Origin of the sequence: Pseudomonas protegens CHA0 (genome assembly GCF_000397205.1) — a bacterium.
GTDB lineage: Bacteria > Pseudomonadota > Gammaproteobacteria > Pseudomonadales > Pseudomonadaceae > Aquipseudomonas > Aquipseudomonas protegens.
Genome location: NC_021237.1, coordinates 1,127,568 through 1,152,554, shown reverse-complemented (window position 1 = coordinate 1,152,554; position 24,987 = coordinate 1,127,568). Strand labels below are relative to the sequence as shown.

21 protein-coding genes are annotated in these 24,987 nt (G+C 64.3%); 8 read left to right on the top strand and 13 right to left on the bottom strand.

Translation table 11 applies throughout. The features are described 5' to 3' along the window. The first annotated feature begins 161 nt into the window (after positions 1-161). Together PFLCHA0_RS05105 and PFLCHA0_RS05100 are read left to right on the top strand one after the other, a co-directional pair. Positions 162-1,130, top strand: a complete 969-nt coding sequence (locus PFLCHA0_RS05105) for a LysR family transcriptional regulator (RefSeq protein ID WP_011059356.1) — start codon at positions 162-164, stop codon at positions 1,128-1,130. A 206-nt stretch (positions 1,131-1,336) separates the two neighbouring features. After that, on the top strand, positions 1,337-2,311 hold the full coding sequence (locus PFLCHA0_RS05100; RefSeq protein WP_015634222.1) for a 2-hydroxyacid dehydrogenase: 975 nt from the start codon (positions 1,337-1,339) through the stop codon (positions 2,309-2,311). Positions 2,312-2,400: 89 nt separating this feature from the next. Here the strand turns inward: PFLCHA0_RS05100 and PFLCHA0_RS05095 are convergent, their stop codons facing one another. Continuing rightward, positions 2,401-3,348, bottom strand: a complete 948-nt coding sequence (locus PFLCHA0_RS05095; protein ID WP_015634221.1) for a DMT family transporter — start codon at positions 3,346-3,348, stop codon at positions 2,401-2,403. A gap of 154 nt (positions 3,349-3,502) precedes the next feature. On the opposite strand from PFLCHA0_RS05095, the gene PFLCHA0_RS05090 reads away from it, so the two are divergent. The 3 genes from PFLCHA0_RS05090 (at position 3,503) to PFLCHA0_RS05080 (ending at position 7,029) form a co-directional block, all read left to right on the top strand. Next, positions 3,503-4,378 carry an AraC family transcriptional regulator gene (locus PFLCHA0_RS05090; RefSeq protein ID WP_011059353.1) on the top strand — a complete coding sequence of 292 codons (876 nt, stop codon included), beginning with the start codon at positions 3,503-3,505 and terminating at the stop codon, positions 4,376-4,378. A gap of 496 nt (positions 4,379-4,874) precedes the next feature. Continuing rightward, positions 4,875-6,149, top strand: a complete 1,275-nt coding sequence (locus tag PFLCHA0_RS05085) for an OprD family porin (RefSeq protein ID WP_015634220.1) — start codon at positions 4,875-4,877, stop codon at positions 6,147-6,149. 52 nt (positions 6,150-6,201) lie between these two features. Then, positions 6,202-7,029: an acid phosphatase gene (locus PFLCHA0_RS05080; RefSeq protein ID WP_015634219.1), complete on the top strand. Its 828-nt coding sequence runs from the start codon at positions 6,202-6,204 to the stop codon at positions 7,027-7,029. Here PFLCHA0_RS05080 and PFLCHA0_RS05075 read toward each other — a convergent pair. The 12 genes from PFLCHA0_RS05075 to PFLCHA0_RS05020 all read right to left on the bottom strand — a co-directional run bounded on the left by PFLCHA0_RS05075 (position 7,026) and on the right by PFLCHA0_RS05020 (position 20,733). Next, on the bottom strand, positions 7,026-8,075 hold the full coding sequence (locus tag PFLCHA0_RS05075; protein ID WP_015634218.1) for a hypothetical protein: 1,050 nt from the start codon (positions 8,073-8,075) through the stop codon (positions 7,026-7,028). The genes PFLCHA0_RS05080 and PFLCHA0_RS05075 overlap by 4 nt on opposite strands. After that, on the bottom strand, positions 8,075-10,510 hold the full coding sequence (locus PFLCHA0_RS05070; RefSeq protein WP_015634217.1) for a TonB-dependent siderophore receptor: 2,436 nt from the start codon (positions 10,508-10,510) through the stop codon (positions 8,075-8,077). The genes PFLCHA0_RS05075 and PFLCHA0_RS05070 overlap by 1 nt, the downstream gene beginning before the upstream one ends. A gap of 298 nt (positions 10,511-10,808) precedes the next feature. Continuing rightward, positions 10,809-12,512 carry a bifunctional metallophosphatase/5'-nucleotidase gene (locus PFLCHA0_RS05065; protein ID WP_011059348.1) on the bottom strand — a complete coding sequence of 568 codons (1,704 nt, stop codon included), beginning with the start codon at positions 12,510-12,512 and terminating at the stop codon, positions 10,809-10,811. Between the two features lie 136 nt (positions 12,513-12,648). Then, positions 12,649-13,293, bottom strand: a complete 645-nt coding sequence (locus tag PFLCHA0_RS05060) for a MotA/TolQ/ExbB proton channel family protein (protein ID WP_011059347.1) — start codon at positions 13,291-13,293, stop codon at positions 12,649-12,651. 28 nt (positions 13,294-13,321) lie between these two features. Further along, entirely contained in the window at positions 13,322-15,562 is a 2,241-nt protein-coding gene (locus PFLCHA0_RS05055) for a TonB-dependent receptor family protein (protein WP_015634216.1), read from the bottom strand. A 43-nt stretch (positions 15,563-15,605) separates the two neighbouring features. After that, on the bottom strand, positions 15,606-16,373 hold the full coding sequence (locus PFLCHA0_RS05050; RefSeq protein WP_015634215.1) for an energy transducer TonB family protein: 768 nt from the start codon (positions 16,371-16,373) through the stop codon (positions 15,606-15,608). 4 nt (positions 16,374-16,377) lie between these two features. After that, on the bottom strand, positions 16,378-16,785 hold the full coding sequence (locus PFLCHA0_RS05045; RefSeq protein WP_011059344.1) for an ExbD/TolR family protein: 408 nt from the start codon (positions 16,783-16,785) through the stop codon (positions 16,378-16,380). Positions 16,786-16,953: 168 nt separating this feature from the next. Continuing rightward, positions 16,954-17,943, bottom strand: coding sequence for a FecR family protein (locus PFLCHA0_RS05040; RefSeq protein ID WP_015634214.1), 990 nt, complete (start codon positions 17,941-17,943; stop codon positions 16,954-16,956). After that, entirely contained in the window at positions 17,940-18,518 is a 579-nt protein-coding gene (locus PFLCHA0_RS05035) for an RNA polymerase sigma factor (protein WP_011059342.1), read from the bottom strand. Before PFLCHA0_RS05035 ends, PFLCHA0_RS05040 begins: the two co-directional genes overlap by 4 nt. A gap of 11 nt (positions 18,519-18,529) precedes the next feature. Continuing rightward, the gene (locus PFLCHA0_RS05030; protein WP_015634213.1) at positions 18,530-18,856 is read right to left on the bottom strand and encodes a DUF3325 domain-containing protein; all 327 of its coding nucleotides are present in this window, start codon (positions 18,854-18,856) and stop codon (positions 18,530-18,532) included. Further along, a complete protein-coding gene (locus PFLCHA0_RS05025; protein ID WP_015634212.1) occupies positions 18,857-20,431 on the bottom strand; it encodes a PepSY-associated TM helix domain-containing protein in 1,575 nt (524 codons plus the stop codon). Beyond that, positions 20,428-20,733 carry a DUF3649 domain-containing protein gene (locus PFLCHA0_RS05020; protein ID WP_041116026.1) on the bottom strand — a complete coding sequence of 102 codons (306 nt, stop codon included), beginning with the start codon at positions 20,731-20,733 and terminating at the stop codon, positions 20,428-20,430. The genes PFLCHA0_RS05025 and PFLCHA0_RS05020 overlap by 4 nt, the downstream gene beginning before the upstream one ends. A 221-nt stretch (positions 20,734-20,954) precedes the next feature. Between PFLCHA0_RS05020 and PFLCHA0_RS05015 the strand changes: the two genes are divergently transcribed. The 3 genes from PFLCHA0_RS05015 to fecA all read left to right on the top strand — a co-directional run bounded on the left by PFLCHA0_RS05015 (position 20,955) and on the right by fecA (position 24,980). After that, complete coding sequence (locus PFLCHA0_RS05015) at positions 20,955-21,443, top strand: sigma-70 family RNA polymerase sigma factor (RefSeq protein WP_019093370.1); 489 nt, start codon at positions 20,955-20,957, stop codon at positions 21,441-21,443. Positions 21,444-21,451: 8 nt separating this feature from the next. Further along, positions 21,452-22,417: a FecR domain-containing protein gene (locus PFLCHA0_RS05010; RefSeq protein ID WP_015634209.1), complete on the top strand. Its 966-nt coding sequence runs from the start codon at positions 21,452-21,454 to the stop codon at positions 22,415-22,417. 202 nt (positions 22,418-22,619) lie between these two features. Then, positions 22,620-24,980 (top strand): TonB-dependent Fe(3+) dicitrate receptor FecA, encoded by a 2,361-nt coding sequence (gene fecA, locus PFLCHA0_RS05005; RefSeq protein WP_015634208.1) that lies wholly within the window; start codon positions 22,620-22,622, stop codon positions 24,978-24,980. Positions 24,981-24,987: the final 7 nt, after the last annotated feature.

The window sequence follows — 24,987 nt, the reverse complement described above, 5'->3', positions numbered from 1 at the left end:
AGGGATCGGCGCAATTCTAGGGGGCGGTCGTTGCGGCGATAAGCTGGGATTCCTGTGAATCTTTGTTACCGTAAACGCGATAATCCCTTGGTCGTATCCCTGTACGCCTGTAAAAACAGAAACTTCGTGTCACAATTTGCAATCTCCCTTGAGAGCACCCCATGGACACCTTGCAAAACATGCGCGCCTTCAGTTGTGTTGCCGAAGCCGGTAGTTTCACGGCCGCCGCGGTGCAGCTGGACACCACCACCGCCAACGTCTCGCGCGCCGTCTCCAATCTAGAGGCGCACCTGCAAACCCGCCTGCTCAACCGCACGACTCGCCGCATCGCCCTGACCGAGGCCGGCAAGCGCTACCTGCTGCGCTGCGAGCAGATCCTGGCCTATGTCGAAGAAGCCGAGGCCGAGGCCAGCGACGCCCACGCCCGCCCCGCCGGGCAGTTGAAAGTGCACACCATGACCGGCATCGGCCAGCACTTCGTGATCGACGCCATCGCCCGCTACCGCAAGACCCACCCGGACGTGACCTTCGACCTGACCATGGCCAACCGTGTGCCGGACCTCCTGGACGAGGGCTACGACGTGTCCATCGTCCTGGCCCGGGAGCTGCCGGATTCGGGGTTCGTCTCCCAGCGCCTGGGGATGACCTACAGCATCGTCTGCGCCTCGCCGGCCTATGTGAAAGCCAACGGCTGCCCGCAAAAGCCCAGCGATCTGCTGAACCATGCCTGCCTGCGCCTGGTGAGCCCGGTGATTCCCCTGGAGAAGTGGACCTTCGACGGCCCGGAAGGCCAGGAAATGGTCACCATCAACAGCTCGCCGTTCCTGGTGAACTCCGCCGATGCCATGAAGACTGCGATCATCAGCGGCATGGGGGTCGGGGTGTTGCCGGTATATGCGGCTATAGAGGGTTTGCGCACCGGCACCCTGGTGCGGGTGATGCCCAAGTACCGCTCCCAGGAGCTGAACCTGTACGCCATCTACCCGTCGCGCCAGTACCTGGACGCCAAGATCAAGACCTGGGTCGAATACCTGCGCGGCTCTCTGCCGGAGATCCTCACCGCGCACCAGACGGAACTGGCGGCCTATGAACTGAGCGGCAGCCTGACCGGCGCACGCCTGGCCACCTGACCACGGGGCTCCCCACCCAGACCACCGATCCACCTGTAGGAGCCGACTTGCCGGCGAAGAAGCCCGCACATCCTGCGCAAGCCTGGATGCCGCCTTCGCTGGCAAGCCAGCTCCTACACATGCAGGCTCGTGGCGGGGTGCTTTGGTGGCGGCGGCAAAAATGTTAGCTTGCTTGGCATTCTCCCCGCCTGACGAGCCTTCGCGCGATGAAAAAGACTGTACTTGCCTTCAGCCGCATCACCCCCGAGATGACCGAACGCCTGCAACAGGATTTCGAGGTCATAGTGCCCAACCCCAAGCACGGGGACGTCGCCGCGCAATTCAATGAAGCCCTGCCCCAGGCCCACGGCCTGATCGGTGTCGGCCGCAAGCTGGGCCGTGCGCAGTTGGAAAACGCCGCGCGCCTGGAAGTGGTGTCGAGCATCTCGGTGGGCTACGACAACTACGACCTGGCCTACTTCAACGAACGCGGGCTGATGCTCACCAACACCCCGGACGTGCTCACCGAAAGCACCGCCGACCTGGCCTTCGCCCTGCTCATGAGCAGCGCCCGCCGAGTGGCCGAGCTGGATGCCTGGACCAAGGCCGGGCAATGGCAGGCCAGCGTCGGCCCGGCGCTGTTCGGCTGCGACGTGCACGGCAAGACCCTGGGCATCGTCGGCATGGGCAACATTGGCGCGGCCATCGCCCGCCGTGGGCGCCTGGGCTTCGGCATGCCGATCCTCTACAGCGGCAACAGCCGCAAGGCGGCCCTGGAGCAGGAGCTGGGGGCGCAGTTTCGCAGCCTGGAGCAACTGCTGGCGGAGGCGGATTTCGTCTGCCTGGTGGTGCCGTTGAGCGAAAAGACCAAGCACCTGATCAGCCACCGCGAACTGGCGCTGATGAAGCCCAGTGCAATCCTGGTGAACATTTCCCGCGGGCCGGTGGTGGATGAACCGGCGCTGATCGAAGCCTTGCAGAAGGGCCAGATCCGTGGCGCCGGCCTGGATGTGTACGAGAAGGAACCGCTGGCGGAGTCGCCGCTGTTCCAGCTGAAGAACGCAGTGACCTTGCCGCACATTGGCTCGGCCACCCATGAAACCCGCGACGCCATGGCCGCGCGCGCCATGAGCAACCTGCGCAGTGCCCTGCTGGGTGAGCGGCCGCAGGACCTGGTCAACCCGCAGGTGTGGAAGGGCTGACCACCCACGGCCTATCCCCCCTGTAGCCGCTGCCAAGCCTGCGAGGCTGCGAAAAGGTCCGCAGGACCTTCAGCGATAGCCCGGCAGAATCAGGTCGCCCGGTTTTGCGACGGCTGCGCCGCCGTTCGCAGCCTCGCAAGCTCGGCAGCGGCTACAGAGGCAGGCACAGCCTTGGGTTTGCGGAACACCAGGACGTTGCCCAGCATCACCAGCACCAGCCCGGCCAGGGCCGGGGCGGTCCATTGGTAGCCTTCGACAAAGGCCGACACGTTCAACGCCACTACCGGGAACAGCACGGTGCAGTAAGCCGCGCGCTCCGGGCCCATGCGCCCCACCAGGGTCAGGTAGGCGGTAAAGCCGATGACCGAGCCCGGAATCACCAGGTACAGCAGTGAGCCGATGTAGCGGGTGCTCCATTCCACATCGAAGGCGATGCCCTGGAACAGGCAATACACCGCCAGCATCGTCGCGCCGTAGGCCATGCCCCAGGCATTGGTGGTCAATGGCTTGAGCCCGGCTTTTTGCTGCAGGCTGGACAGCATGTTGCCCGCCGAGAAGCACAAGGTGCCCAGCAGGGCCAAGCCCAGGCCCAGCAGGGTTTGCGGGCTGGCACTGTGGCCCACCAGCTCCGGCCAGAACAGCAGCCCCAGCCCCAGCAGCCCCAGGCCGCCGCCCAGCAGCACGTTGCGAGCGATCTTCTGGCCGAAGAACACTCGCGCATTCAGGGCGTTCCACAGGGTCGCGGTGGAAAACACCACCGCTACCAGGCCACTGGGAATCCACTGGCTGGCGTGCAAAAAGCACATGAAGTTGATGCAGAACAGGCACAACCCCTGGGCCAGGCAGATCAGGTGACCACGACGGTTCATCGGCTGCAGCTTGCGGCTGAGCAGCAACAGGACGAACAGCACCAGGGCCGCCAGGGCGAAGCGATAGACGATGGACACCGGAATCGCCACCACCCCCAGTTGCAGTTTCAGGGCGATCCAGGTGGTGCCCCAGATCAGCACGGTCAACAGGTACAGCGATAGGTTCATGGCGCGACTCCTTTGTCAGGGGTGCAGTGTCACGCCCCGCCGGCCTTGCGCGCTTGCACAAACTTGCGCTTTTTATCCGCCCGGGGCTGGCAGCGCACGGGCTACGGAGTAGCATGCAGCACACCGGCAGCCGCACCCATGTTGACGCCCCACCATGCACGCACTGGATACCCTGCAAGTCTTCCAAGCCCTGAACCGCTCGCCCAATGCTCGCCTGGAGCACAGCGCCGAGCTCGGTGACGGCTTGTCTGCAGCCTTGTGGAGCAACCATCACGACGCCCAGGAGTACGAGGCCCCCAGCCATCACACCCTGTCCTGCTACCTGGCCGGCGGCACCGGCACCTTCCGCCGCGACCAGCCGGGCAGCAAGGGCGGCCCGGGCAAGTTGTGCATCCTGCCCGCCGAGCACCAGTCGGCCTGGGTGATCAACGGTGATATTCGCCTGGCCCATCTGTACTTCAGTCCCGAGCAGTTCGCCCTGGGCTGCGTCACCCTGCTGGATCGCGAGCCCCGGGAACTGCAACTGCGCGAAAGCACCTTTCTCGACGACCCCGAGCAGACCCAGCGCTTTGCGCAGTTGGTCCGCCTGAACTGGGACGAACCCGGCGAGCGCCTGCTGACCAGCAGCCTGGCCCACGAGATGCTCAGCCATGCCCTGCTCAATCAAGTGGGCCAGCGCCAGGGGGCCCGGCTCAAGGGCGGGCTGGCCGCACACCAGCGACGGCTGCTGGTGGACTACATCGACAGCCAGCTGGACGCGCCCCTGAGCCTGGGCCAACTGGCGGGGTTGTGCGCCCTCTCCGAATACCACTTCGCCCGCATGTTCCGTGCAAGCTTCGGCCTGCCGCCCCACCAATACCTGCTAGCCCGACGCCTGAGCCGGGCCCGGCACCTGCTGCGCACCACCGCCCAGCCCCTGGGCGAGATTGCACTGGCCTGTGGTTTTGCCAGTGCCAGCCACTTCAGCAATCGCTTCCGGCACGCCCTGGGGGGCACGCCGGGAGACTACCGCCTGGCGTTCCTGCGCTGAGGCCAGGGCTACCCAAAACCCGCCTCTGCATGCTCCTTCTTATGCCAAAGCCCAGGCTGACACGCCTGAGTCAGTGAACGGTTAAAGTTCCTTACTTAAATAAGACAATTCTTACAAGCCAATTAAAAACCCCCTACATATCTCTCTCAGAAAGATCACGCCCGGCAAGTTCTTATATGACACTCAAGAACATAATCAGGTAATTATTTTAATATTTTATTTACCACTTCATTCATGGAGCTGATGGTTATTGTTTAAGCCCAGTTTCAACTTAGTCTTCGAACCCTGAGTGCCAGGCATTCCATAAATATCCACCCCCCTCACAGGAGCCAATTACCTGAAATACCCGGCAGACTCTTGCCCACAACAATTGACACACAACTTTCACCACACCCCTGAGGCAATCCAACCTTCGACCATTGGTCGTTGAACAAACCAGCAACAACTAAGCCGTTAATCGCCTTACTCCAAAACAACAAAAACAGAGGACGATGAAATGCTTTCACAAAGTTTGCCACGGCAATGGGTCAGACACTCGCCCCTGCTGTGTGCCTCGATACTGGCCATTCCGGTAAAAGCCGAACTGCTCGAGGACAGCAGCGCACGCCTGGAACTGCGCAACTACTACTTCAATCGGGACTACCGCGAAGGCACTGCCCCTACCCGTGAAGAATGGGCGCAAGGTTTCCTCTTGCGCCTGGATTCGGGGTTCACCGAAGGCAGCCTCGGCGTCGGTGCCGACGCCATCGGCATGCTCGGGATCAAGCTGGATTCCGCTCCTGGCCGGACCAGCACCGGGCTGTTGAAGGTGGCGCGCAATGGCCGGGCAGAGGATGACTATTCGAAACTGGCCCTGGCCGGCAAGCTCAAGACCAGCAAGACCCTGTTCAAGTTCGGAACCCTGGTACCGCCGGTACTGCCGACACTGAGACCCAATGACGGCCGCCTGTTTGCGCAGATGTTCGAAGGCGGGCTGCTGACCTCCAATGAAATCGAAGACCTGGAGTTTACCGCCGGGCGTCTGAGCCGGGTCCTGCAGCGCAACGCCACGCAGTACACACCGCTGACCCTGAGCCCCTTGAACCGGCGCTTCGAGAAGCTGGGGGCCACCGCGGAACACTTCGACATGGCGGGCCTCGACTATCGGTTCCACAAGCAATGGCTGGCTCGCGTGCATGTCGCCCAGCTGCAGGATATCTACCGCCAGCAGGTCTTCACCCTGGTCAACAAGAGCCCCTGGGGAGCGGGGACGTTCAGCAGCGATCTGCGCTTGAGCCTGATGAACGACTACGGCAATGCCAAAGGCGGCAAGATCGACAACCGCGCCCTGCAGGGGTTGCTCGGCTATGCCTATAAAGGCCACAGCCTTGGCCTGACTTATCAGCGAATGTTGGGGGACACCGGTTATGCCAACATCCTGGGTACCGATGCCAACTTGATCAACTTGTCCGTACTGGGTGACTTCGCCAATGCCAAGGAGCGCTCCTGGGCACTTCGTTATGGCTATGACTTTGCCAACCTGGGCTTGCCGGGCCTGACTATCAATAGCCGCTATATATCCGGCAGCCATGCCGAGATAACCGGCAGCCAAAGAATTGGCAAGTCATGGGAGCTGGATAATGAATTGCGTTATGTCGTGCAACAAGGCCCGCTGAAGAACTTAAGTGTACGTCTGCGCAGTGCGCTCTATCGCTCCAACTACGCCAAGAACTTCATTCGCGACACTGATGATACGCGACTGATGTTCAACTACACCTGGAATATCAAGTAACCAGACCACCAGAACCGATGTAACGGATCAAATGCCTAGAGGTACTATCTCCATGCAACGTCTATTATCGAAAAGTTTGGCCAGCCTGTTGTTTTTAAGCCTGTTCAACCCGGTCGCGGCGAAACAGCCCCTGCAAGCGCAAAGTGTCCCGGAGTTCCGACCGGGTTACTTGATCGGTTATCTGAAACAGCAGGATCTGCCCGACAGTCTGTCGCTGTTGCCGCCCCCTCCTGCGGTGGGGACCCCAGCCTTCGCTCTGGACCAGAGCATGGCCGAGAAAAACCAGGCCTTGCGGGGCAGCAAACGCTGGGAGTTGGCCGTCAGCGATGCCAACCTGAAGTTCCCTGCCACCGCGCAGACATTCTCCTGTGCCCTGAATGCCCCGATCAGCGAACAGCTGACACCTACGCTGTACAGAGTCCTGCGGCGGACCCTGGCCGACGCCGGGCTGGCCACCTACAGCGCAAAGAAGCGCTACCAGCGCACCCGGCCCTTCGTCTACAACCAGCAACCCAGCTGCACCCCGGAAGACGAGGCGAAACTGGCCGCAGATGGTTCCTACCCATCGGGCCACAGCGCAATCGGCTGGGCCTGGGCGCTGTTGCTGAGCGAACTGTCCCCCGAGCACGGCAATGCGCTCTGGGCCCGCGGCCGGGCCTACTCGCAAAGCCGCATGGTGTGCAACGTGCACTGGTACAGCGATATCCGTGAAGGCCGTGAAATAGGCGCGACCACCGTGGCACGCTTGCACGCCGACCCGACCTTCCAGGCCGATTTCGCCGTCGCCCGGCAAGAGTTGCTGGCCGTTCGGGCCCAGGGCCTGACCGCCGGCGCTGACTGTGCAGCGCAAGCGCAGGCCCTGGCACTTGACGCCGACTAGGGTGCCAGGGTGAGGACCTTGAAGGTATTGGCATGAAACAGCGGGTCCGGCTTGGGTTCGGCCGGGCTCGCGGCCGGTTGGGTGAAGTCCATTGCCGCCAGGTAGACCCGCCGGGTACGCGGGTCGAACGCCATGTTGTAGGCCATGGGCTGGGTGCTGACGCTACCCAGGAGCTGGTAGCGGTCGGCATCGAGCTGGGCGACGACGCTGAGGTTGGCGTCCACCCCGCTGGCGATCAGCAAGCGCTGGGCCTGCGGGTCGTAGGCCAGGGCGTTGACGTCCCGGGTGATCGGCAGGCTGGCCTTCAGCGCACCGTTGTCGCGGTCGAGCACCAGCAGCACTGGCCGCTCACCACGGCAAGCGACGAACAACCGCCCCCGTTGTTCATCCTGGGCCAGGGCACTGGGCCGCGGGCAGTCGGGATACTGCCAGCGGTCCAGGACCTTGAAACTGCTGGAGGACAACCGCGCGACGATGCCCTCATCGCGCATCGGCAGGAAGAAACTGCCATCGCCCTTGAGCAGCAACGGGTCGATCTTCTTCACCGCCAGCTCATGGGCGGCGCTGATGCGCTCTTCTTTGGGATCGAAGACGAACAGGGTGGAACGATCGGCCCGGCGCCCGCTGACAATGATCACCTGCCCGGTGCGCGGCTCGTACACCGCGCTGTTGAGGTTGCTCTGGGTCACGGTGATGCGCTTGAGCGGCTTGAATGTGGATAACTCCACCACCCCCAGGCTGCCGTCGGTGTTGAGCACCAGCAGGCGGTCCAGCTCCGGTACCAACACCACACCATTGGCGCCCCGGGACTGTTCGAGGGTGCGCACCGGGCGCTGCTTGTCCACATCGAACACGCTCAGGCCGTTTTCCCGACGGGCCAGGAACAGGTAGGGCCGGGTCGGGTCCAGGGCGATGAAGCCCCAACTGCTGCCGGAGCCCGGCAGCTGCACTTGCTGTTCGCGGTGGTACAGGCGCTCATCCGCCGGCGCAGCCGCCTGGGCCACGCCACAGAACGCCAGGAGCACACTCAGGGTCAGGGCTTTCATCAGAACTCCAGGGTGCTGGAGAGCGACACTTGGCGAGCATCCCCCAGGGACACGAAGTACTTGCTCACCGAGGAGGTGTAGTAGGTCTTGTCGAACAGGTTCTTCACGTTGAGCTGAAACTTGACCTTCTGCCCTTCGACCTTGGTGTCGTAGGTGGCGAAGGCATCGGCCACGGTGTAGCCCGGCAGGTCGAAGCTGTTGGGCGCATCCCCGGCGCGCTCACCGACATAACGGGCACCGGCGCCGACCCGCAGGCGGTCGCCGCCGATCAGGCTGCCGAAGTCGTAGACCGCCGACAGCGAGCCGGTGTTCTTGGCCACGTTCTGCAGTTGCTTGCCCTTGTACTGGGTGTCCTTGGTCACTTCGGCGTCGGTGTAGGCGTAGCTGCCGATCAGGCTCCACTGGTCGGTGAGCTGCCCGGTCAGGTCCAGCTCCAGGCCCTGGGAATGCACTTCACCGGCCACGCTGGTGACAGTCTCGGAGGCCGTGGCGGTGGTCACCAGCACGTTGCGCTTGGTGATGTCGAACAACGCCGCACTGGCGGTGATGCGCCCTGGAATGTCGAGCTTAGCCCCCAGTTCCCAGGACTTGGCTTCTTCCGGTGCGATGGAGCCGTCCAGCACCACGCTGCCGCCGGCCAGCTGGGCAATGCTGGAGTTGGGTTTGAACGACTCGGTGTAGCTGCCGTAGAACGACAGCTGGTCGGTGTAGCGGTACACCAGGCCGGCGCGGGGCACGAACTTCTGCCCGTTGCTGTCGGTATTGGCGTGGAACGGCCGGCCCTTGCCCGCGTACTGGTCGTATTCCTGGAAACGCCCGCCGCCCACCAGGATCCATTGGTCGGTGAGGTGGATGGCATCCTGGAAGAACAGCGAGTCACTGCGCAGCAGGTCGGTCTGGTCGCTGTCCGGGGCGCTGACGTTGGTCCCCGCCACTTGCTGGCCGTACACCGGGTTGAGGTAGTTGAAACTGGTGTTCTTGCCGCGGATCAGGTCGGCGCGGTAGATCTTGCGGTACTCGTCGTCCAGGCCGAACACCAGGTCGTGCTGCATGCCGCCCAGTTGCACCTTGCCTTCCAGGCTGACGGTGGCATAGCGGTCGGTGGTCAGGGCATTCTTGGTACCGTCCATGGTCCGGGTCAGGGTGCCGTTGGCGTTCACCGCGGTCAGGCGCACCTGGCTGGCGTCGTAGGTTTCACGGTTCCAGCTGTAGCCGAAGTGGGCCTTCCAGTCGTCGCTGAGCTCGTGATCGACCTCGAAACGATACAGGTCCGAACGCCCTTCCATGTTGTTGAACGGCTCGTCCAGGCGCCGGGTGGCCGGGATGTCCAGCGGGTGGTTGGTCTTGGGGTCGATGGCCGTGCCGCGGTCGAACGGGGTCAGGAATTCGCGATGCTCATAGGCCAGCAGCACCTTGGTGCGCTCGCCGTACCAGGCCAGGGACGGCGCCACCAGGGATTCGCGGTGGGTGCCGAAGTTGCGCCAGTAGTCTTCGTCTTCGTGGTCCACGACCAGCCGGTAGGCCAGCCCGGAATCCCCCAGCGGCCCGGTGGTGTCCAGGCTGCCGCCGCTCCCGTTCTTGCCCGAGCCGTAGGTCGAACCGCGCACGGTCAGGGCCGTGGACTGCTGCAACTCGGGTTTCTTGCTGACGATATTGATCACCCCGCCCGGGTCCTGGATGCCATAGAGCAGGGACGACGGGCCCTTGATCACTTCCACGCGCTCGGCCGTGGCGTTCAGGGCACGGCCCTGCACCACCGGCATGCTGTCGCGCATGATCGAGCCGTTGCGGTTGTCGCCGAAGCCGCGCAGCAGCACCGCGTCCTGAGTGCCGCCCAGGGTGTTGGTCTGGGTGATGCCACTGACGTTCTTCAGGGCGTCATCCAGGTTGCGCGGGGTCTGGTCGCGCAGCACCTGGGCCGGGATCACGTTGATGATCTGCGGGATTTCCTGGTTCAGCGCCTGGGAGCGGGCCACCGAGGTGGTGGCCGGCGGCTGGTAGCTGGTGCTTTCGTCGACGCCCTGGGTGGTGATGCTGGAAGTCCCCAGGTTCAGCCCGGCACCTTGGGGCAGGGGTTCGAGAACCAGGGTATGGGCGTCGCTGCGGCGATAGGTGAAACCGGAATTGCCCAAGAGACGCTGCAAGGCCTGCTCGGCACTGAGCTGGCCGGTGACGGCCGGGGCCTTGAGGTTGTAGGGCGCCTCGTCGGTGTAGACCACGCTGATCCCGGTGACCCGGGTGAAATCGCTCAGGGCCTGGGGTAGCGGCTTGGCCGCGATGGCGAAGTTGAACAGCGCACTGTGCTGCTCGCTGCCGGCCTGGGCCGCCAATGCCACGCTCAGGGGCAGCAGGGCCAACCCCGAAACCACCAGCGCCGAAGCGCCGAACCACCGTTTGACCGAACCGTTTACCGCCGAATTTGCCCTGGACTTCATGCTGGAGACTCGTGTGTAAAAGCACCATGAATGCGAATTAGTCGCACTTTCAAGCACTACACGTATGTCGCAGGCAAAGACCTCAGCATTTTTTTGAAAATATTTTCAGGGCGGCGAAAACGCCCCCCGCCCGATGCATCCCCTGTAGCCAGTGCCGCAGGCTGCGATCGGGCTGGGCGGCACTCCGACGAAGATCGCGGCGCTCGTGAGGCCGCAGGAGGTTTGACGGGAGACCGTCAAGCAAGGTCCTGCGGACCTTTTCGCAGCCTCGCAGGCTCGGCAGTGGCTACAGCGCTCGTTACAGGGATCGCTGGATGCGCCCGGCACTGGTGCTGGAGCCCACGGGCTTGCCCTGCTGGTCCATGTCCTTGAGGTAGTGCAGCATCGCCTCCAGGTCGCTGACCCCCAGGTCGCTGCGGTTCAGGCCGCTCTTGAACAGGCTGAAGCGGTCGCCGCCATCGGCCAGGAAGCCGTTCATCACCAGCCGGTAGTTCGCGCCGGCCTGCAGCGGCTTGCCGTTGAGGCGCACGCTGCCGGGGACGACACGGCTGTCCGGCGGGCGCTTGGGGTCCCAGCGATAGGTGAAGCCCTGGGACACTTGCAGGATGTTGGCATCGTCCGCGCCCTTCCATTGCTGGTTGAGCACCTGTTCGATCTGCCGGCCCGTGAGGTCGAAAGCGATCAGGTTGTTGTTGAACGGCTGCAACGTCGCCAGTTGCCCGTAGTTGACCCGGGTCTGCCCGGGCTCCAGGGCCAGGTCGCTGCGAATGCCGCCGGTGTTCATGAAGGCGATCTGTGCGCCGTTGGCCCGGCCGCCGGCCAGATGCGCGTCGGCAATCAGGTCACCGATGGGCATTTCCCCGGCCGCGTCGGCACGCCGGGCAATCGGCGAGGCGGCAATCGCCCCCACCGGCTTGAGCAGCACCTGGTTGCTACGGGCCTCGACCTCCTGTTGCAACTGCGCCAGGGCCGGGTCCTGTGGATAACGGGCCGGATCGGCCAGCAGGTTGAGGGCCTGGATGCTCGCCACCCGGTGCTGGCCCGGGGTCACTTGCAGGGTCAGGTGAGTCAGCAGGTGGCCGTAGGAATTGCCCTGGGTCACCAGCAGCGGCCCGACCTTGCACAGGTAGCCCTGGTGCGAGTGGGCGCTGATCAGCACGTCCACCGCCGGGTCCAGGCGCTTGGCCACGTCGACGATATCGCCGCCGAGCTGCGAGCAGTCCTGCTTGTCGAACGGCTCCGGGGTCGAGCCGCCCTGGTGCACCACGGCGACGATGGCGTTGACACCCTGGGCATTGAGTTCGGGGATCAGCTTGTTGATGGATTCGGCTTCGTCGGCCACCTGCAAACCGCGCATGCCCTTGGCGCTGACCACCGAGGCCACGTCCCGCAGCACCGCGCCGACAAAGGCCACCTTGACCCCGCGCACCTCTTCGATGCGGTAGGCCGGCAGCAACGGCTTGCCGGTGTCGCTGTCCAGCAGGTTGGCCGCCAGGTAGGGGAAGCCGCTGCCGGGGTAGTTCGGGCGGAACTGGCAGGCCTTGTCCGGCCGCGACGACTGGCAGCCGCCATTGAGCTGGCGCAGGAACTCGGCCTTGCCGTTGTCCAGTTCGTGATTGCCGATGGCGCTGAGTTTCATGCCCATCTGGCGCAGGGCGTCCAGGGTCGGCTCGTCGGCCCACATGGCCGACAACGGCGGGCTGCCTCCCACCAGGTCGCCGGCGCCGATGAACAGCAGTTGCGGGTCCTGCTGGCGCAGTTGGGCAAGCATGCCGCCCAGGGTGGCGATGCCGCCGGCCGCAAGCTTGCGCACGCCGCCCGGGGCCTGGGGGTCCTTGTAGCTGAAGGGGTTGGCTTGCAGGTAGCCGTGCAGATCGTTGATGGCGACGATGTTCACCGCCACCGGTTGCGGCGGTTCAGACAGCGAGCTGCAACCGGCCAGGGTGACCAGGGCCAGGGTCAGTGCCCCCAGCATCCGGGGCATGGGACGAAGACGGGACATGAAAGAAATCCTTGGTAGATCAGCGAAAAAAAAGCCGCTGGCGCAGGCCGATCAGGCAGAGAACAGCGCTGGGAACAGCGCCGGCTTCGCCGTCGATCGCAACCCGTGCCCGCGGCAGCGGCTACAGGTCAGGTCATCAGGCAGGTTGCAGGCTGCCGTGGACCACCTGGGGTGCCGGCGGGGCCTTCAGCGCGGTGCCCATGCCGGCGCGCAGCAGCAGGATCTTCAGGTGGTCGGTGATGCGCTCGACCCGGTCCTGGAAGTGGTTGTGGAAGATCATGCTGCCCAGGGCAATGGCGATCCCCAGGGCCGTGGCATACAGCGCGGTGCCGATACCCTTGGACACTTCGCCCGGGTCGCTGACGCCGGTCTCGGCCAGGGCCTTGAAGGTGTCGATGATCCCCAGGATGGTGCCCAAGAGGCCCAGCAAGGGCGCAGCGGTAACCACGGTTTCCAGCAGCCACAGGCCATGCATCAGCTTGCTGCGGGTGGCGATGTAGATCGACTCGCTGAGGTCTTCCAGGTCCTTGTGGCTGGCCAGCCCCTGCTTGTGGGCAAACAGCTCGGCGACCATTTCCAGGGGCAGGCTGTTGCGCTCGCGTAGCGGGGCCGGCAGATCGTCGACGCTGTGCATCTTCGGGTTGAGCACGGTCTCCAGTTTCTTCGCCTGGCGCAGGCTGAAGCTGAAGTAGATGCCCCGCTCCACCGCGATGAAGGCGGCAATCGCGGCAGCGCCGTACATGGTGTAGAAGGTGATGTCGTGCAGCAGATTCATGTCCATCGTCATTTCCTCTTGTGCCTGAATCGAATCAGAACGCAGCTTCCAGGGAGACCATCGCGGTGCGTTCTTCACCCACGTTGTAATAGGCGGTGCTTGGCGCCAGGCCATTGGTCCTTACCGAGTTGAAAGACACGGTGCGTACCGACGCCAGGTATTCCTTGTCGAACACGTTGAGCATCGAGAAGCGCAGGGTCGCGGACTTCAGCACCTTCTTGTCCACCGGCAGGTGGATACCGGCATTGAGGTCGAACACGGTGCGTCCGGAGATCTTCTCGTCGTTGGTCAGGTCGCCGTAGAAGGCGCCGACGTACTTGCCCACCACGTTGCCGTAGTAGAGCGAATCGTCGTAGCCCAGGCTCAGGTTGAACATGTTTTCCGGAACGTTGGTCAGCTGTTTGCCGGACGTCGGCAGCAGCACGTTCTTGTTGGTCAGGTCATCCATCTGCTCGGACTTGGTGTAGGTGTACGAGGCGTAGTAGTTGAAGTTGTGTGGCAAGAGGCCGCTCCACTCCAGCTCCAGGCCACGGTTCTTCACTTCGCCGACGTTGGCCACGACGTAGTCGCCATTGAGGTCGGTGGTGGAGATCTGCCGGTCCTTGAAGGTGATGTAGAACAGGGTCGCGCTCAGGGCCATGTTCTCCTCGCTGTAGCGCCAGCCCAGTTCCTGGTTCCAGCTCAGCTCGGGTTTCAGGCTGATGGAATCACCCTTGTTGTAGAGCACGTAGTTGGGCGGCGTGCGCATGTTGCGGGTGACGTTGTAGAACGCCTGGTTGTTCGGGTCCACCTGGTACTTGGCGTTGAAGCTGGGCAGGAACTCGTGGTACTTGGCGTCGCGTTTTTCCGGCTTGTCGGTGAGGCTGCCCAGGTTGTTGCCATCACGCTCCACGTACTGGTAGGCCAGGGCCCCGGTAAGGGTCAGGTCCGGGGTCGCCTGCCAGGTGTCCTGCACCCAGAGTTTCTGCGCCGGGGTCACGGTGTACTGGTGGCGGCCCTGGACCGTCGCGCCATTGCGGTCCACCAGTTGGTCGGAGCCGTTGTAGTCGCCCCAGACGTTTTCCGGAGCGCCGTTGCCCTTGATGCCAATGAAGGGCTGGGTCTGGCGCTGGCGGGCGCGCTCGTACCAGTAGCCGACGTCCAGGCTGTGCTCTTCGTTAAGGTCCCATTTGAGCTTGGTGGTCATGCCGGGGCGCCAGGTCTCGGTCCACGAAGGCCGGTAGTAGGTGCCGCTGGGCAGCCCGCTCAGGTCATAGTTGCCGGCCCGGCTGGAGGTGCTGGACAAGGTGGTGGCGGTCTGGCCGCTGAAGCTGCCGCCGTTGGACCAGACGTAGTACGGGTTGAAGGTCAGGCTCAGGTCGTCGCGCAGCTGGAAGCGCTGGGTCACCGAGGCGGTCACGCTTTCGAAGGGGTTGCGGTTGAGCTTGTAGGACTGGGACACGCTGCCGTTCTTGAACACGGTGCTTTCCGAGTAGTCCAGGCGCCGGCCCTGGGTCTGGAACTGGGACTTGCTGACGCTGTTGTAGTTGTAGTTTTCCTGCAGGTTGTATTTGACGATGGCGTTGGTGGAGTTGCCGTTGCCGTCTTCGAACAGGGTGTTCCACTCGATCTTGTCGGCCCGCAAGGTGCCCTTGCCCTTCCACTTGTCACCTTCGGTATGGGACGCCGAGACCCAGGTCTTGAAGCCCCCCAGCTCGCCGGTGTTGAGGCGGGCAAAGGATTTGCGCAGGTTGTTGGAACCCACAGACTGCTTGACGAACACCCCGAAATCCTTGGTCGGGCGCACGGTCACCAGGCCGATGTTGCCACCGCTGGAACCGATGTGCGGGCCGTCGGCTTCGGACGAACCCTGGGTGACGAAGACTTCACTGAAGTTCTCCGGGTCGCCCATCAGGTTCGGGTAGATGCTGTAGTCCCCCGAGTCGTTGATCGGGAAACCGTCGGCGGAGAGCCCGACCTGGTCGGAGTTCATCCCGCGCATGGTGAAGTTGGTGCCGCTCAGGCCCGAGGCGTCGGTGCTGGAAACGTTGATCCCCGGGGTGTACTTGAGCTTGTCCACGGCGTTGGCGGTGGGGGCCATCTGATCCATGGCCTCCTTGGTCACGGTGGAGCGGCCCTTGGCGCTTTCTTCCTTGATCATGTGGCCGTTGCCCAGGGTCTGTTTACCGGCAACGTTCACCGAACCTACGTCCACGGTATCGTCGGCCAAAACCAGTGGCGCAAAACTGCCCAGGCCCGATGCCAGAAGCAGGGCATAAAGTTTATTGATCTTCACGGGTCAATCCCTTGCTTACAACTTTCGTTAATAGGTGATGGGTTTATTCCACGTTGTAACTAAAGGTCGCGGTAAAACGTTGCTTGTTCTTGCCGGAGAACGCGTCCGAGGGAAACGGCGAAACTTTCTCCACGCGGCGCAAACTGGTTTGCGCCGCGCGATTGAGCAACATGTTCGGCGCCTTGTTTTCGATGCCACTGTCGAGCACGTTGCCGGCCCGATCGACTTCCAGCCAGATCACCACATCGCCCTGGGGACGTTGCAGCGAGGCCTCGCGGCCGCTGGGGTATTGCTTGTGCTTTTCCAGTTCCTTGCGCAAAGCGGCGGTGTACAGACTTTCCTTGATTGCACTGCTGGGCGCCGCGGGCGCGGTGGCCGGAGCAGGTACGGGAGCCGGTGCGGCCACCGGTTTCGGCGCAGCGGCCACTGCGGGCTGCAGCGCGGTGGGGGCGTTCTGGGCCACGGCCGGGGCCGGCTTGGGTGGCGCAGGCTTGGCCACCATGGGCTTGGGCACCGGCGGCTTGGGCTTGACCACCGGCTTGGGTTTCGGCGGCTCGATCACCAGCGGTTCTTCCTCCGGCACCACCTGCGGCGGCTCGGGCTCGATGGGCAACGGCTCAGGCGGTGGCGGTGGTGGCTCGGCCGCCGCCAGCAGTTCGGCGGCATCGACCAGGGCGATTTCCACGGTGCTTTCGTCATACACCGGCTTGATCTGCAACTGCTGCAACTGGCTGGTATAGATCACCAGCAACAACAGGCCAGCCGGCAGCAGGCACGCAAGCAACTTGCGAGTTCTATAGAGGCTGAACATGGCGTCAGGACTTGCGTGTAGCGATGGAGACGGAAGAGAAGCCATTGCCCTTGAGCAAGTCCATCACCGAAACCAGGCGTTTAACTTCCACGCCCTGATCGCTGTTGATAATGATCACCAACTTTTCACTGCTGTCGTTCAACACTTTGAGTTGCGCCAGCAATGCACTTTCATCCAGGTCCTGGCCATCGAGTTGCAGGCGCTCTTGCAGGCCCAGGGTAATCACTGCCTTGTTTTGCGGCTTCAACTGTTGCGCGGTACTGGCGACCGGCAACTGCGTCTTGATCCCTACGGCCGGGATCACGTTGAGGCTGATGAGTACGAAGAACACCAGCAGAAACATCATCACATCGATCATCGGAATGATCTCGATATGAGCTTTTTTCTTTTTAGCTACATCCCAGCTGCGCATCGTCTTGCTCCCGCTTCAGCCATCCCTCCCTTGTGAGAGCTGAATCACAACCCTCGCCGATCCTGACCATGTGCTCAGGAATGCGCAGATCATCCCCGTCTGATGTAACGGTTTGGTGACAGAACGGAGTGATAACGATGAATGTTCGGGAGCTCTGGGACGCGGTTCTCAGCGCAGGACGATGAATCTCCCGAGCACCCGATGCTGCTGGAAGCCGAGCACCGCCTGCAGTGAATCGAGGACCGCCTGCGGGTCCTTGCTGGAGAAACTGCCACTGATGCGCCGCGCCGCCAGTTCATCGTTGAGCAGCAGGATACGCCCGGGGAAATAGCGCCGCAGGTCGTCCACCACCTCGGCCAGAGGCGCGTGGTAATAGTTCAGCCAGCCCTGGCGCCAGGCCAGTTGCGCCTCACTGTCGACAGCGTGCAGCGGGGCCGCAACGCCATGTCCGTAGGCCACTTGCTGCCCGGCGCCGAGCACCTGCTGCGCCGCGCCCTTGGCCGGCGTGACCCCCACCCGGCCGGACAGCACCGTGACCTGGGCCCCGCCCGGCTGCAGGCGCACTTCGAACTGGGTGCCCAGCACCCGCGCCTCCCCCTCTTGCGCGTCCACCACAAAGGGCTCGCCGGTGTGGCTGACGCTGAAGAAACCGGCGCCGCGACGCAGCTGCACATGCCGCTCGCCGCGGCTGAAATCCACGGCAATGGCGCTGTCGGCATCCAGGGTCACCTGGCTCTGGTCGGCCAGGATCAGGGTGCGCACCTGGCCCGGCGCGGAAACGTAGTCGGCCCCCAGGTCATCGACCCAGCGCCCGGGCTGCCAGCCGGCGCCCAGGGCCACCGCCAGCAATACACTGGCGGCCAGCGCCAGCCCCGCCGACCAGCGCCGCCGGGCCCGGCCCCTGGCAGCATCCATGGAACGCAGCAGGCCGTGCAGGGCAAAGGCGTCTTCATCGGCCAGGGTGCGCGCCGGCTGCTCGCTCAGCTCCCACACCACCTGGGCCTGGGCATAGGCCTCGATATGCGCGGGGTCGGCCTGCAACCACTGGCTGAAGGTGGCCTGGTCGCCACTGCTGGGCTGATCGTGGAGCAGGCTCAGCCAGGCCAGCGCGGCCTGCTCCTGAGCGGGCGTCGGGCAGATACTCGTGCGGTGGTTCACGGTGCATTCCTTGGCGTGCGCGTGCCCGGGGCTTCCCGCAGGCTGGCCTTGCAGGCTTCGAGGGCGCGCATCATATGTTTTTCCACGGCGCTTTGGGACAAGCCCATGGCCTTGGCGATCTCGGCGTACTTGCGCCCGTGGATGCGGTTGAGGAGGAAGATCTGCCGGGTGCGCTGCGGCAGGCTGCGCAGGGCCGCTTCGACATGCCGCAGGTCGTTGCCGGCTTCCAGCGCCGCCTGGGGCTCGCTGCCCTGGTTGTCCTGCTGCTCTGGCAGCCAGCCTTCATTGACCCGCACTCGCGCGCCCTCGCTGCGCAGGTGGTCGATGGCGATATTGCCGGCGCAACGCAGCAGGTAGGTGCTGAGTTCCTCGACCTGCACCAGGGGCCGGCGCCAGAAGCGCAGGAACAGGTCCTGCACCAGGTCGGCGGCGGTGGCCCGGCAACCGACCCGGCGGCTGACCAGGGCCTCCATCTGCGAACGCTGGGACAGGAACACCTGGAGAAAATGCGCACGGCTGCCCTGCGGATCAGGGTGATCCCCCTCGGCAGGCTCCGGTGGCAGGGTGCTCATCATCGTCGGTCCGCTCAGAAGTGGGCCAGGGCCGCGACCGGGCTGGCCAGCAGGCTGGCCCCCGCCATCGTCAGCACCAGGCGCGGCCGATAGGGCAACAGCAGCACCAGCAGCAAGGCGCTGAACATCAGCACCGCGCACCACTGCACCAGCCCCAGGCTCCAGCCGGTGCCCTGCACTGCTGCTGCCAGCGACAGGCCCAGCAACAGCCAGCCGCCCAGGCGCAGGCCGTGGCGGCGCAGGGCCGAAGGCTTGTGCCCGAGCAGCTCGCCGTGATGCCGGTCCAGGGACAGGCACAGGCCGGTGAATCCGGCAAAGCACAGCAGCAGCGCCAGCAGCATTCAGTTCACCTCGGTGTCAGGGGCCGGTGGCCGTTGTCGTGCGGCACGGGCCGCCGCCGGCTGGCCGCGATGCATCTTGCGCGCCGCCCAGGCCAGGAACAGGCCGCTGCCCAGGCAGGTCAGGTCGAAGCCTGCCAGCATCCAGTCGCCGCGGACCATGAGGCCGTCGGCCCGGCTCGGGCTGGTCAGGACGTCCAGCAAAGGAATGCCGGCGAACAGCAAGGCCGCCAGGCTCAGTTGCTCGACCCAGGCACGACGCTCCGGCCGCAGCACGGCATGCAGCAAGCTCAGGCCCCACAGCATGAAGAAGCCGTTGACCTCCCAATCGGCACGTTCGGCCAGGGTCACCGGCAACAGCCGGTTGGCCCAGAAGAATCCGGCCACAGCCAGCACCAGCCCGGCCATGCTGGCCAGGTTCAGCACCTGCACCAGACGCAGCTCGAAGGGCAGCGCCGGGCTCCTGGCGTGCTTGAGCTGGCGCTTGCCGAGCCAGAGCACCAGCCCGGTGCCGATCATCGCGGTGCTTGCCAGGCCACAGGCGAAGTACAGCCAGCGCAACAGCGGACCGGCGAACAGCCCCATGTGCAAACCATAGAAACTGCCGCTGATGGCCTTGGGCAGGGATTGTTCCGGACTGGCCTGCAACAGCTGGCCACTGACCCCGTTGAACGACAGGGTGCTGCCCCCATCGCGCACCACCCGGTCGGCGCTGTGGCGCATCACGTGCACCGAAGCGTTGGCATCCCCCGGGTGATTGATCACCAGCCGCTGCACCCGGCCCCCCGGCCAATGGTCCAGGGCCTGTTCGAGCAGCGGGTCGAGGGCGGTCAGGGGCGCTGCCCGACCGGCCGCCGGGGTGTTGTTGCTGGCCGGCCGCAGGTCCTTGAAGTAGGCGTTGCTGTCACCCTTGTAGGCCACCTGGATGCTCGCCGGCATGACCATGGACATGAAGATCACCAGGCTGCTGTAGGTGATCATCAAGTGGAACGGCAGCACCAGCACGCCCAGCGCGTTGTGCCCGTCGAGCCAGGTGCGCTGGCCCTTGCGCGGGCGGAAGGTGAAGAAGTCCTTGAAGATTTTCTTGTGGGTGATGATGCCGCTGATCAGCGCCACGAACATCACCATGGCCGCCAGGGTCGAGAGCCAGCGACCCCAGGGATAGGGCATCTGCAACTGGAAGTGGAAGCGGTAGAAGAACTCGCCGCCACGGGTATCGCGCACATGCACTTCGCTGCCGGTGCCGGGGTCCAGGAGCTTTTCCGTGAACACGCCGCGCTCGCCGGGGGCGCTCGGCGCCTGCCAGGCCACCGCCAGCAGCGGCTGGCGCGGGTCCGGCAGGTCGATGAACCAGCGCTGGGCGCCCTGGCCGTGCTGTTCCAGGTAGCGCTGGGCCAGCTCCAGACTGACGTCGGCGTTCAGGGCGCGGGCCGGCGCCTCGGGCTGCATCCAGTGGGTGATTTCCGCCTTGAAGTAGGACAGGGTGCCGGTGAAGAAAATCGCGAACAGCAACCAGCCCAGCAGCAGCCCGCTCCAGGTGTGCAGCCAGGCCATGGATTGCCGCAACCCCTCCTTCATGACCAGGCCGCCCAGTAGAGACTGCCGCTCACCAGCGCCAGCACCAGGCTCGGCAGCAATACCCCGGCCCAGGCCTGCCAGGCACTGCGACAGGCGAAGCACCAGAGCACCGCCAGCAGGTAGAACACGAAGGACAGGAGCATCCCGCTGAGCACGGCATCGACCCTGGGGCCAGGCAGCAACAGGGTCAGGCAGACACTGGACAGCGCCGCCAGCAGGTAGCCCCCCAGGACTGCGGCGCAGACCCGCGAGGCAACCGCCAGACGATAGGAAGCGGGGAGCCCGCCGGCCTTGCTTTTCATGTTTGGACCTGGATACGAAGGGAGAAGCCCGGGATGCCACGCAAGCACCCGGAGCCAACAGGCGCACGATAATAATGATAAATATTCTCATATGCAAAAAAGCCCAGGCACAGCCACTGGCTGCCGGCGATGCGGGCGGATTGCCGAATGCCATATCGCCCCACTACAATGCGAACAATTCTTGTTCTCTTATGCGCCATCTCGGTGCAGGAGCGTCCGGCTTGTCCCACACCGCTACCGTCGAAGGCCTCTACCAGGCCCATCACAGCTGGTTGAACACCTGGTTGCGGCGCCGGCTCGGCTGCCCCCACAGCGCCGCAGACCTGGCCCAGGACACCTTCATCCGGGTACTCAGCGCCCGGGAAACACCGGCCCTGATCGAGCCCCGGGCGTTTCTCACCACCATCGCCAAGCGCGTGCTGTTCAACCACTACCGGCGCCAGGACCTGGAGCGGGCCTATCAGGAAACCCTGGCGCAGATGCCTGAACAGGTGGCGCCCTCCGAGGAAGAGCGGGCCATCATCCTGCAAACCCTGATGGATCTGGACAGCCTGCTCGACGGCCTGCCGCGGCCGGTCAAGCGAGCCTTTCTGCTGTGCCAGCTGGACGGCCTGACCTACGGCGAAATCGCCCGGGAGCTGAATATCTCCATCGCCACGGTCAAACGCCACCTGAACAAAGCGGCGATGCGCTGCTACTTCGCCCTGTGAGTGCCTCGATGAACCCACACCTCAATGGCCAGCCCGATTTCAGCAACCAGGTGGCCGAACAGGCCGTGCACTGGCTGCTCGAAATGCAGGGCGGGCCCTTGAGCCCGCGCCAGCAACAGGCCTGGCAGCAATGGCACGATGCCCACAGCGAACATCAGCGGGCCTGGGAGCATATCCAGCGCGTCAACCAGCGCCTGCGTGGCCTGTCTTCGCCCCTGGCCCACGCCGCCCTGAACGCGCCGAAATCCGCCAGCCGGCGCCAGGCACTGAAGCTGCTGCTGATTCTCGGCGCCGGCTCGGCCGCCGCCTGGGGCCTGCGCGAACACAACCCGCTGCCGCCACTGCTGGCGGATTACCGCAGCCCCCTGGGGCAGCGGCGCAAACTGCAACTGAGCGACGGCAGCCAGTTGCAGCTCAATACCAGCAGCGCGGTGGATGTGCGCTTTGATGGCCAGCAACGGCTGATCCGCCTGCTGGAGGGCGAGATCATGCTCACCAGTGCCCAGGATGCCCGGCCGCTGCGGGTGCAGACCGCACAAGGGCAGGTAAGCCCGCAAGGCGCGCGGCTGAACCTGCGCCAATTCAAGGACTACACCCAACTGGCGGTGTTCTCCGGAACCGTCGGCGTGACGCCCTTGGACTACGCCACAACCCCGCCCCAGGTGGCGGCCGGGCAGCAACTGAACTTCACCGGCAACAGCTGGCAAGCTCCCCGGGCCCTGGATGCCGGCAGCGGCGCCTGGAGCGAAGGCATGCTGGTGGCAGCGCACATGCGCCTGGCGGACTTTCTCGACGAACTGGGGCGCTACCGCCGCGGCCAGCTCAACTGTGATGCGCAGGTGGCGGACCTGCTGATTTCCGGCAGCTACCCCCTGGATGACAGCGAGCGGATTCTCGACCTGCTGGAGATCAGCCTGCCGGTCAAGGTACGTCGCTTCACCCGCTATTGGGTCACCGTCCAGGCCCGCGCCTGACGGCACTCTGTCGCCGCTGCCGCGGGCTGCAACCGGCTCCGCAGGGGACGCGCCCTTGACCCGGGCCGCACCCAAGCCCCCGCAAACCAATCGCCGCCCGCCCCGGCACCGAAAAAAAACCACCGCCCATGAGCCGTTTCTCCAGGTTCAAGTGACAGAGAAGGAAAGCCACCTTGATTCCCCCTTCTCAGGACCCACCTTCATGACCGAGCAACCCACCTGCCTCACGCCTCTGGCCCGTACCCTGCGCCACTTGCTGCTGGGGGCCAGCCTGAGCCTGGCCAGCCTGCCCCTGGTCCAGGCCGCCGAGGCCCAGGCCCAGAGTTATCACATCGCCCCGACCTCGCTGGAAAACGCCCTGAACCAGTTCGGCCGGCAAGCCGGGGTGCTGATCTCCTTCGGCTCACACGTCACCAGTGGCGTGCAAAGCCGTGGCCTGCAAGGCCAGTACAGCCCGCAGGAAGGCCTGAACGTTCTGCTGCAAGGCACCGGCCTGCAAGCCCGGGCCGAGGGCAACAATGCCTTCAGCCTGCAACCGGCCAGCCCCGAGGCCGCTGCGCAGCCGCTGCACCTGGGCGCCTCCAGCGTGGTCGGCGACTGGCTCGGCGATGCCCAGCAAAGCGATGTGTTCGAGCACCCAGGGGCCCGGGACGTGATCCGTCGCGAGGAGTTCGAACGCCAGGGCGCCACCCAGGCGCGGGACGTGCTCAATCGGATTCCCGGGGTCAACGCACCGGACAACAACGGCACCGGCAGCCACGACATGGCGCTGAACTTCGGCATCCGCGGCCTCAATCCGCGCCTGGCCTCGCGCTCCACGGTGCTGATGGACGGTATCCCGGTACCCTTCGCCCCCTACGGTCAGCCGCAACTGTCGTTTGCCCCCATCAGCATGGGCAACATGGATGCAGTGGACGTGGTGCGCGGTGGTGGCGCGGTGCGCTATGGCCCGCAGAACGTCGGCGGCATCGTCAACTTCGTGACCCGGGCAATTCCCGACGCGCCGACGGTCAAGGGCGGCTTCCAGACCGAAACCAGCCCCTCCTCCAGCCATGACGGCTTCAAGACCACCGGCAACCTGCTGGCCGGTGGCACCGCCGACAACGGCCTGGGCGGCGCCCTGCTGTACTCCGGCACCCGCGGCGGCGACTGGCGCGAACACAGCGACACGCAGATCGACGACCTGATCCTCAAGGGCAAGTACCAGCTCGATGAAGCCAACAGTTTCAATGCCATGGCCCAGTACTACGAAGGTGAGGCGGACATGCCCGGCGGCCTGAACGTGGCGGACTACAAGGCCGACCCGTACCAGTCGACCCGCCCCTACGACAAGTTCTGGGGCCGGCGCACGATGTTCAACGTCGGCTACCGCTACCAGGAAGACCGCCGCGAATTCACCGTCAACAGCTTCTTCACCAAGACCCTGCGCAGCGGTTACCTGGACCAGGGCAGCTTCCTCTCCCTGTCGCCTCGCGAATACTGGGTACGCGGCCTGGAAACCCGTTTCGCCCAAGGCTTCGACCTGGGGGACAGCAGCCACGAAGTGGGCGTCGGCTACCGCTACATCAACGAAGCCGGTCATGAACTGCGCTATCGCACGCCGCTGACCGCCAACCAGCAACTGCCCACCAGCAACAGCCGCAATGACCGCGACACCCGTGGCGGCACCGAAGCCCATGCGTTCTTCGTCGATGACCGGATCGATATCGGCAAGTGGACCCTGACCCCGGGCATCCGCTACGAGATGATCGAGTCGCAGCAGAGCAACAACCTCACCCACGTCAAATACAAGGGTGACTACAACACCGCGCTGCCGGCGCTGAATGTGATGTACCACCTCAACGAGAGCTGGAACCTCTACGCCAACACCGAAGGTTCCTTCGGCAGCGTGCAATACAGCCAGATGCCCAACCGCGTGGCCAGTGGCGAGGTCAAGCCGGAGAAAGCCCGCACCTGGGAACTGGGCACCCGCTATGACGACGGCACCCTGCGGGCGGAGATCGGCGCTTTCCTGATCAACTTCGACAACCAGTACGACAGCAACCAGACCAACGACACGGTGATCGCCCGGGGCGAGACTCGCCACCAGGGTATCGAGAGCAGCGTCAGCTACGCCCTGGATGGCCTGGCCCCGGCGCTGGCGGGCTTCGATGTCTACGCCACCTACGCCTATGTCGATGCCACCATTCGTGAAGACGGCCCGAACAAGGGCAACCGCGCGCCCTTCTCTTCCAAGCACAAGGGCACCCTGGGGGTGAGCTACACCGAAGGCCCGTGGAAGCTCAACCTCGACAGCAGCTACCAGAGCAGCCAGTTTGCCGACAATGCCAACACCCGTGCCGAAAGCGCCGATGGCAGCACCGGGCGCATCCCCGGCTACATGCTGTTCAGCACCCGCGCCGGGTATGACTTCGGCCCGCAACTGTCGGACCTGAACGTGGCGGTGGGGGTGAAGAACATCTTCAACCACCAGTACTTCACCCGTTCCTTCGACGACAACAACAAGGGCAAGTACGTAGGCGAGCCCCGCACGCTCTATGTGCAGACCTCCGTGGCGTTCTGATTAATTT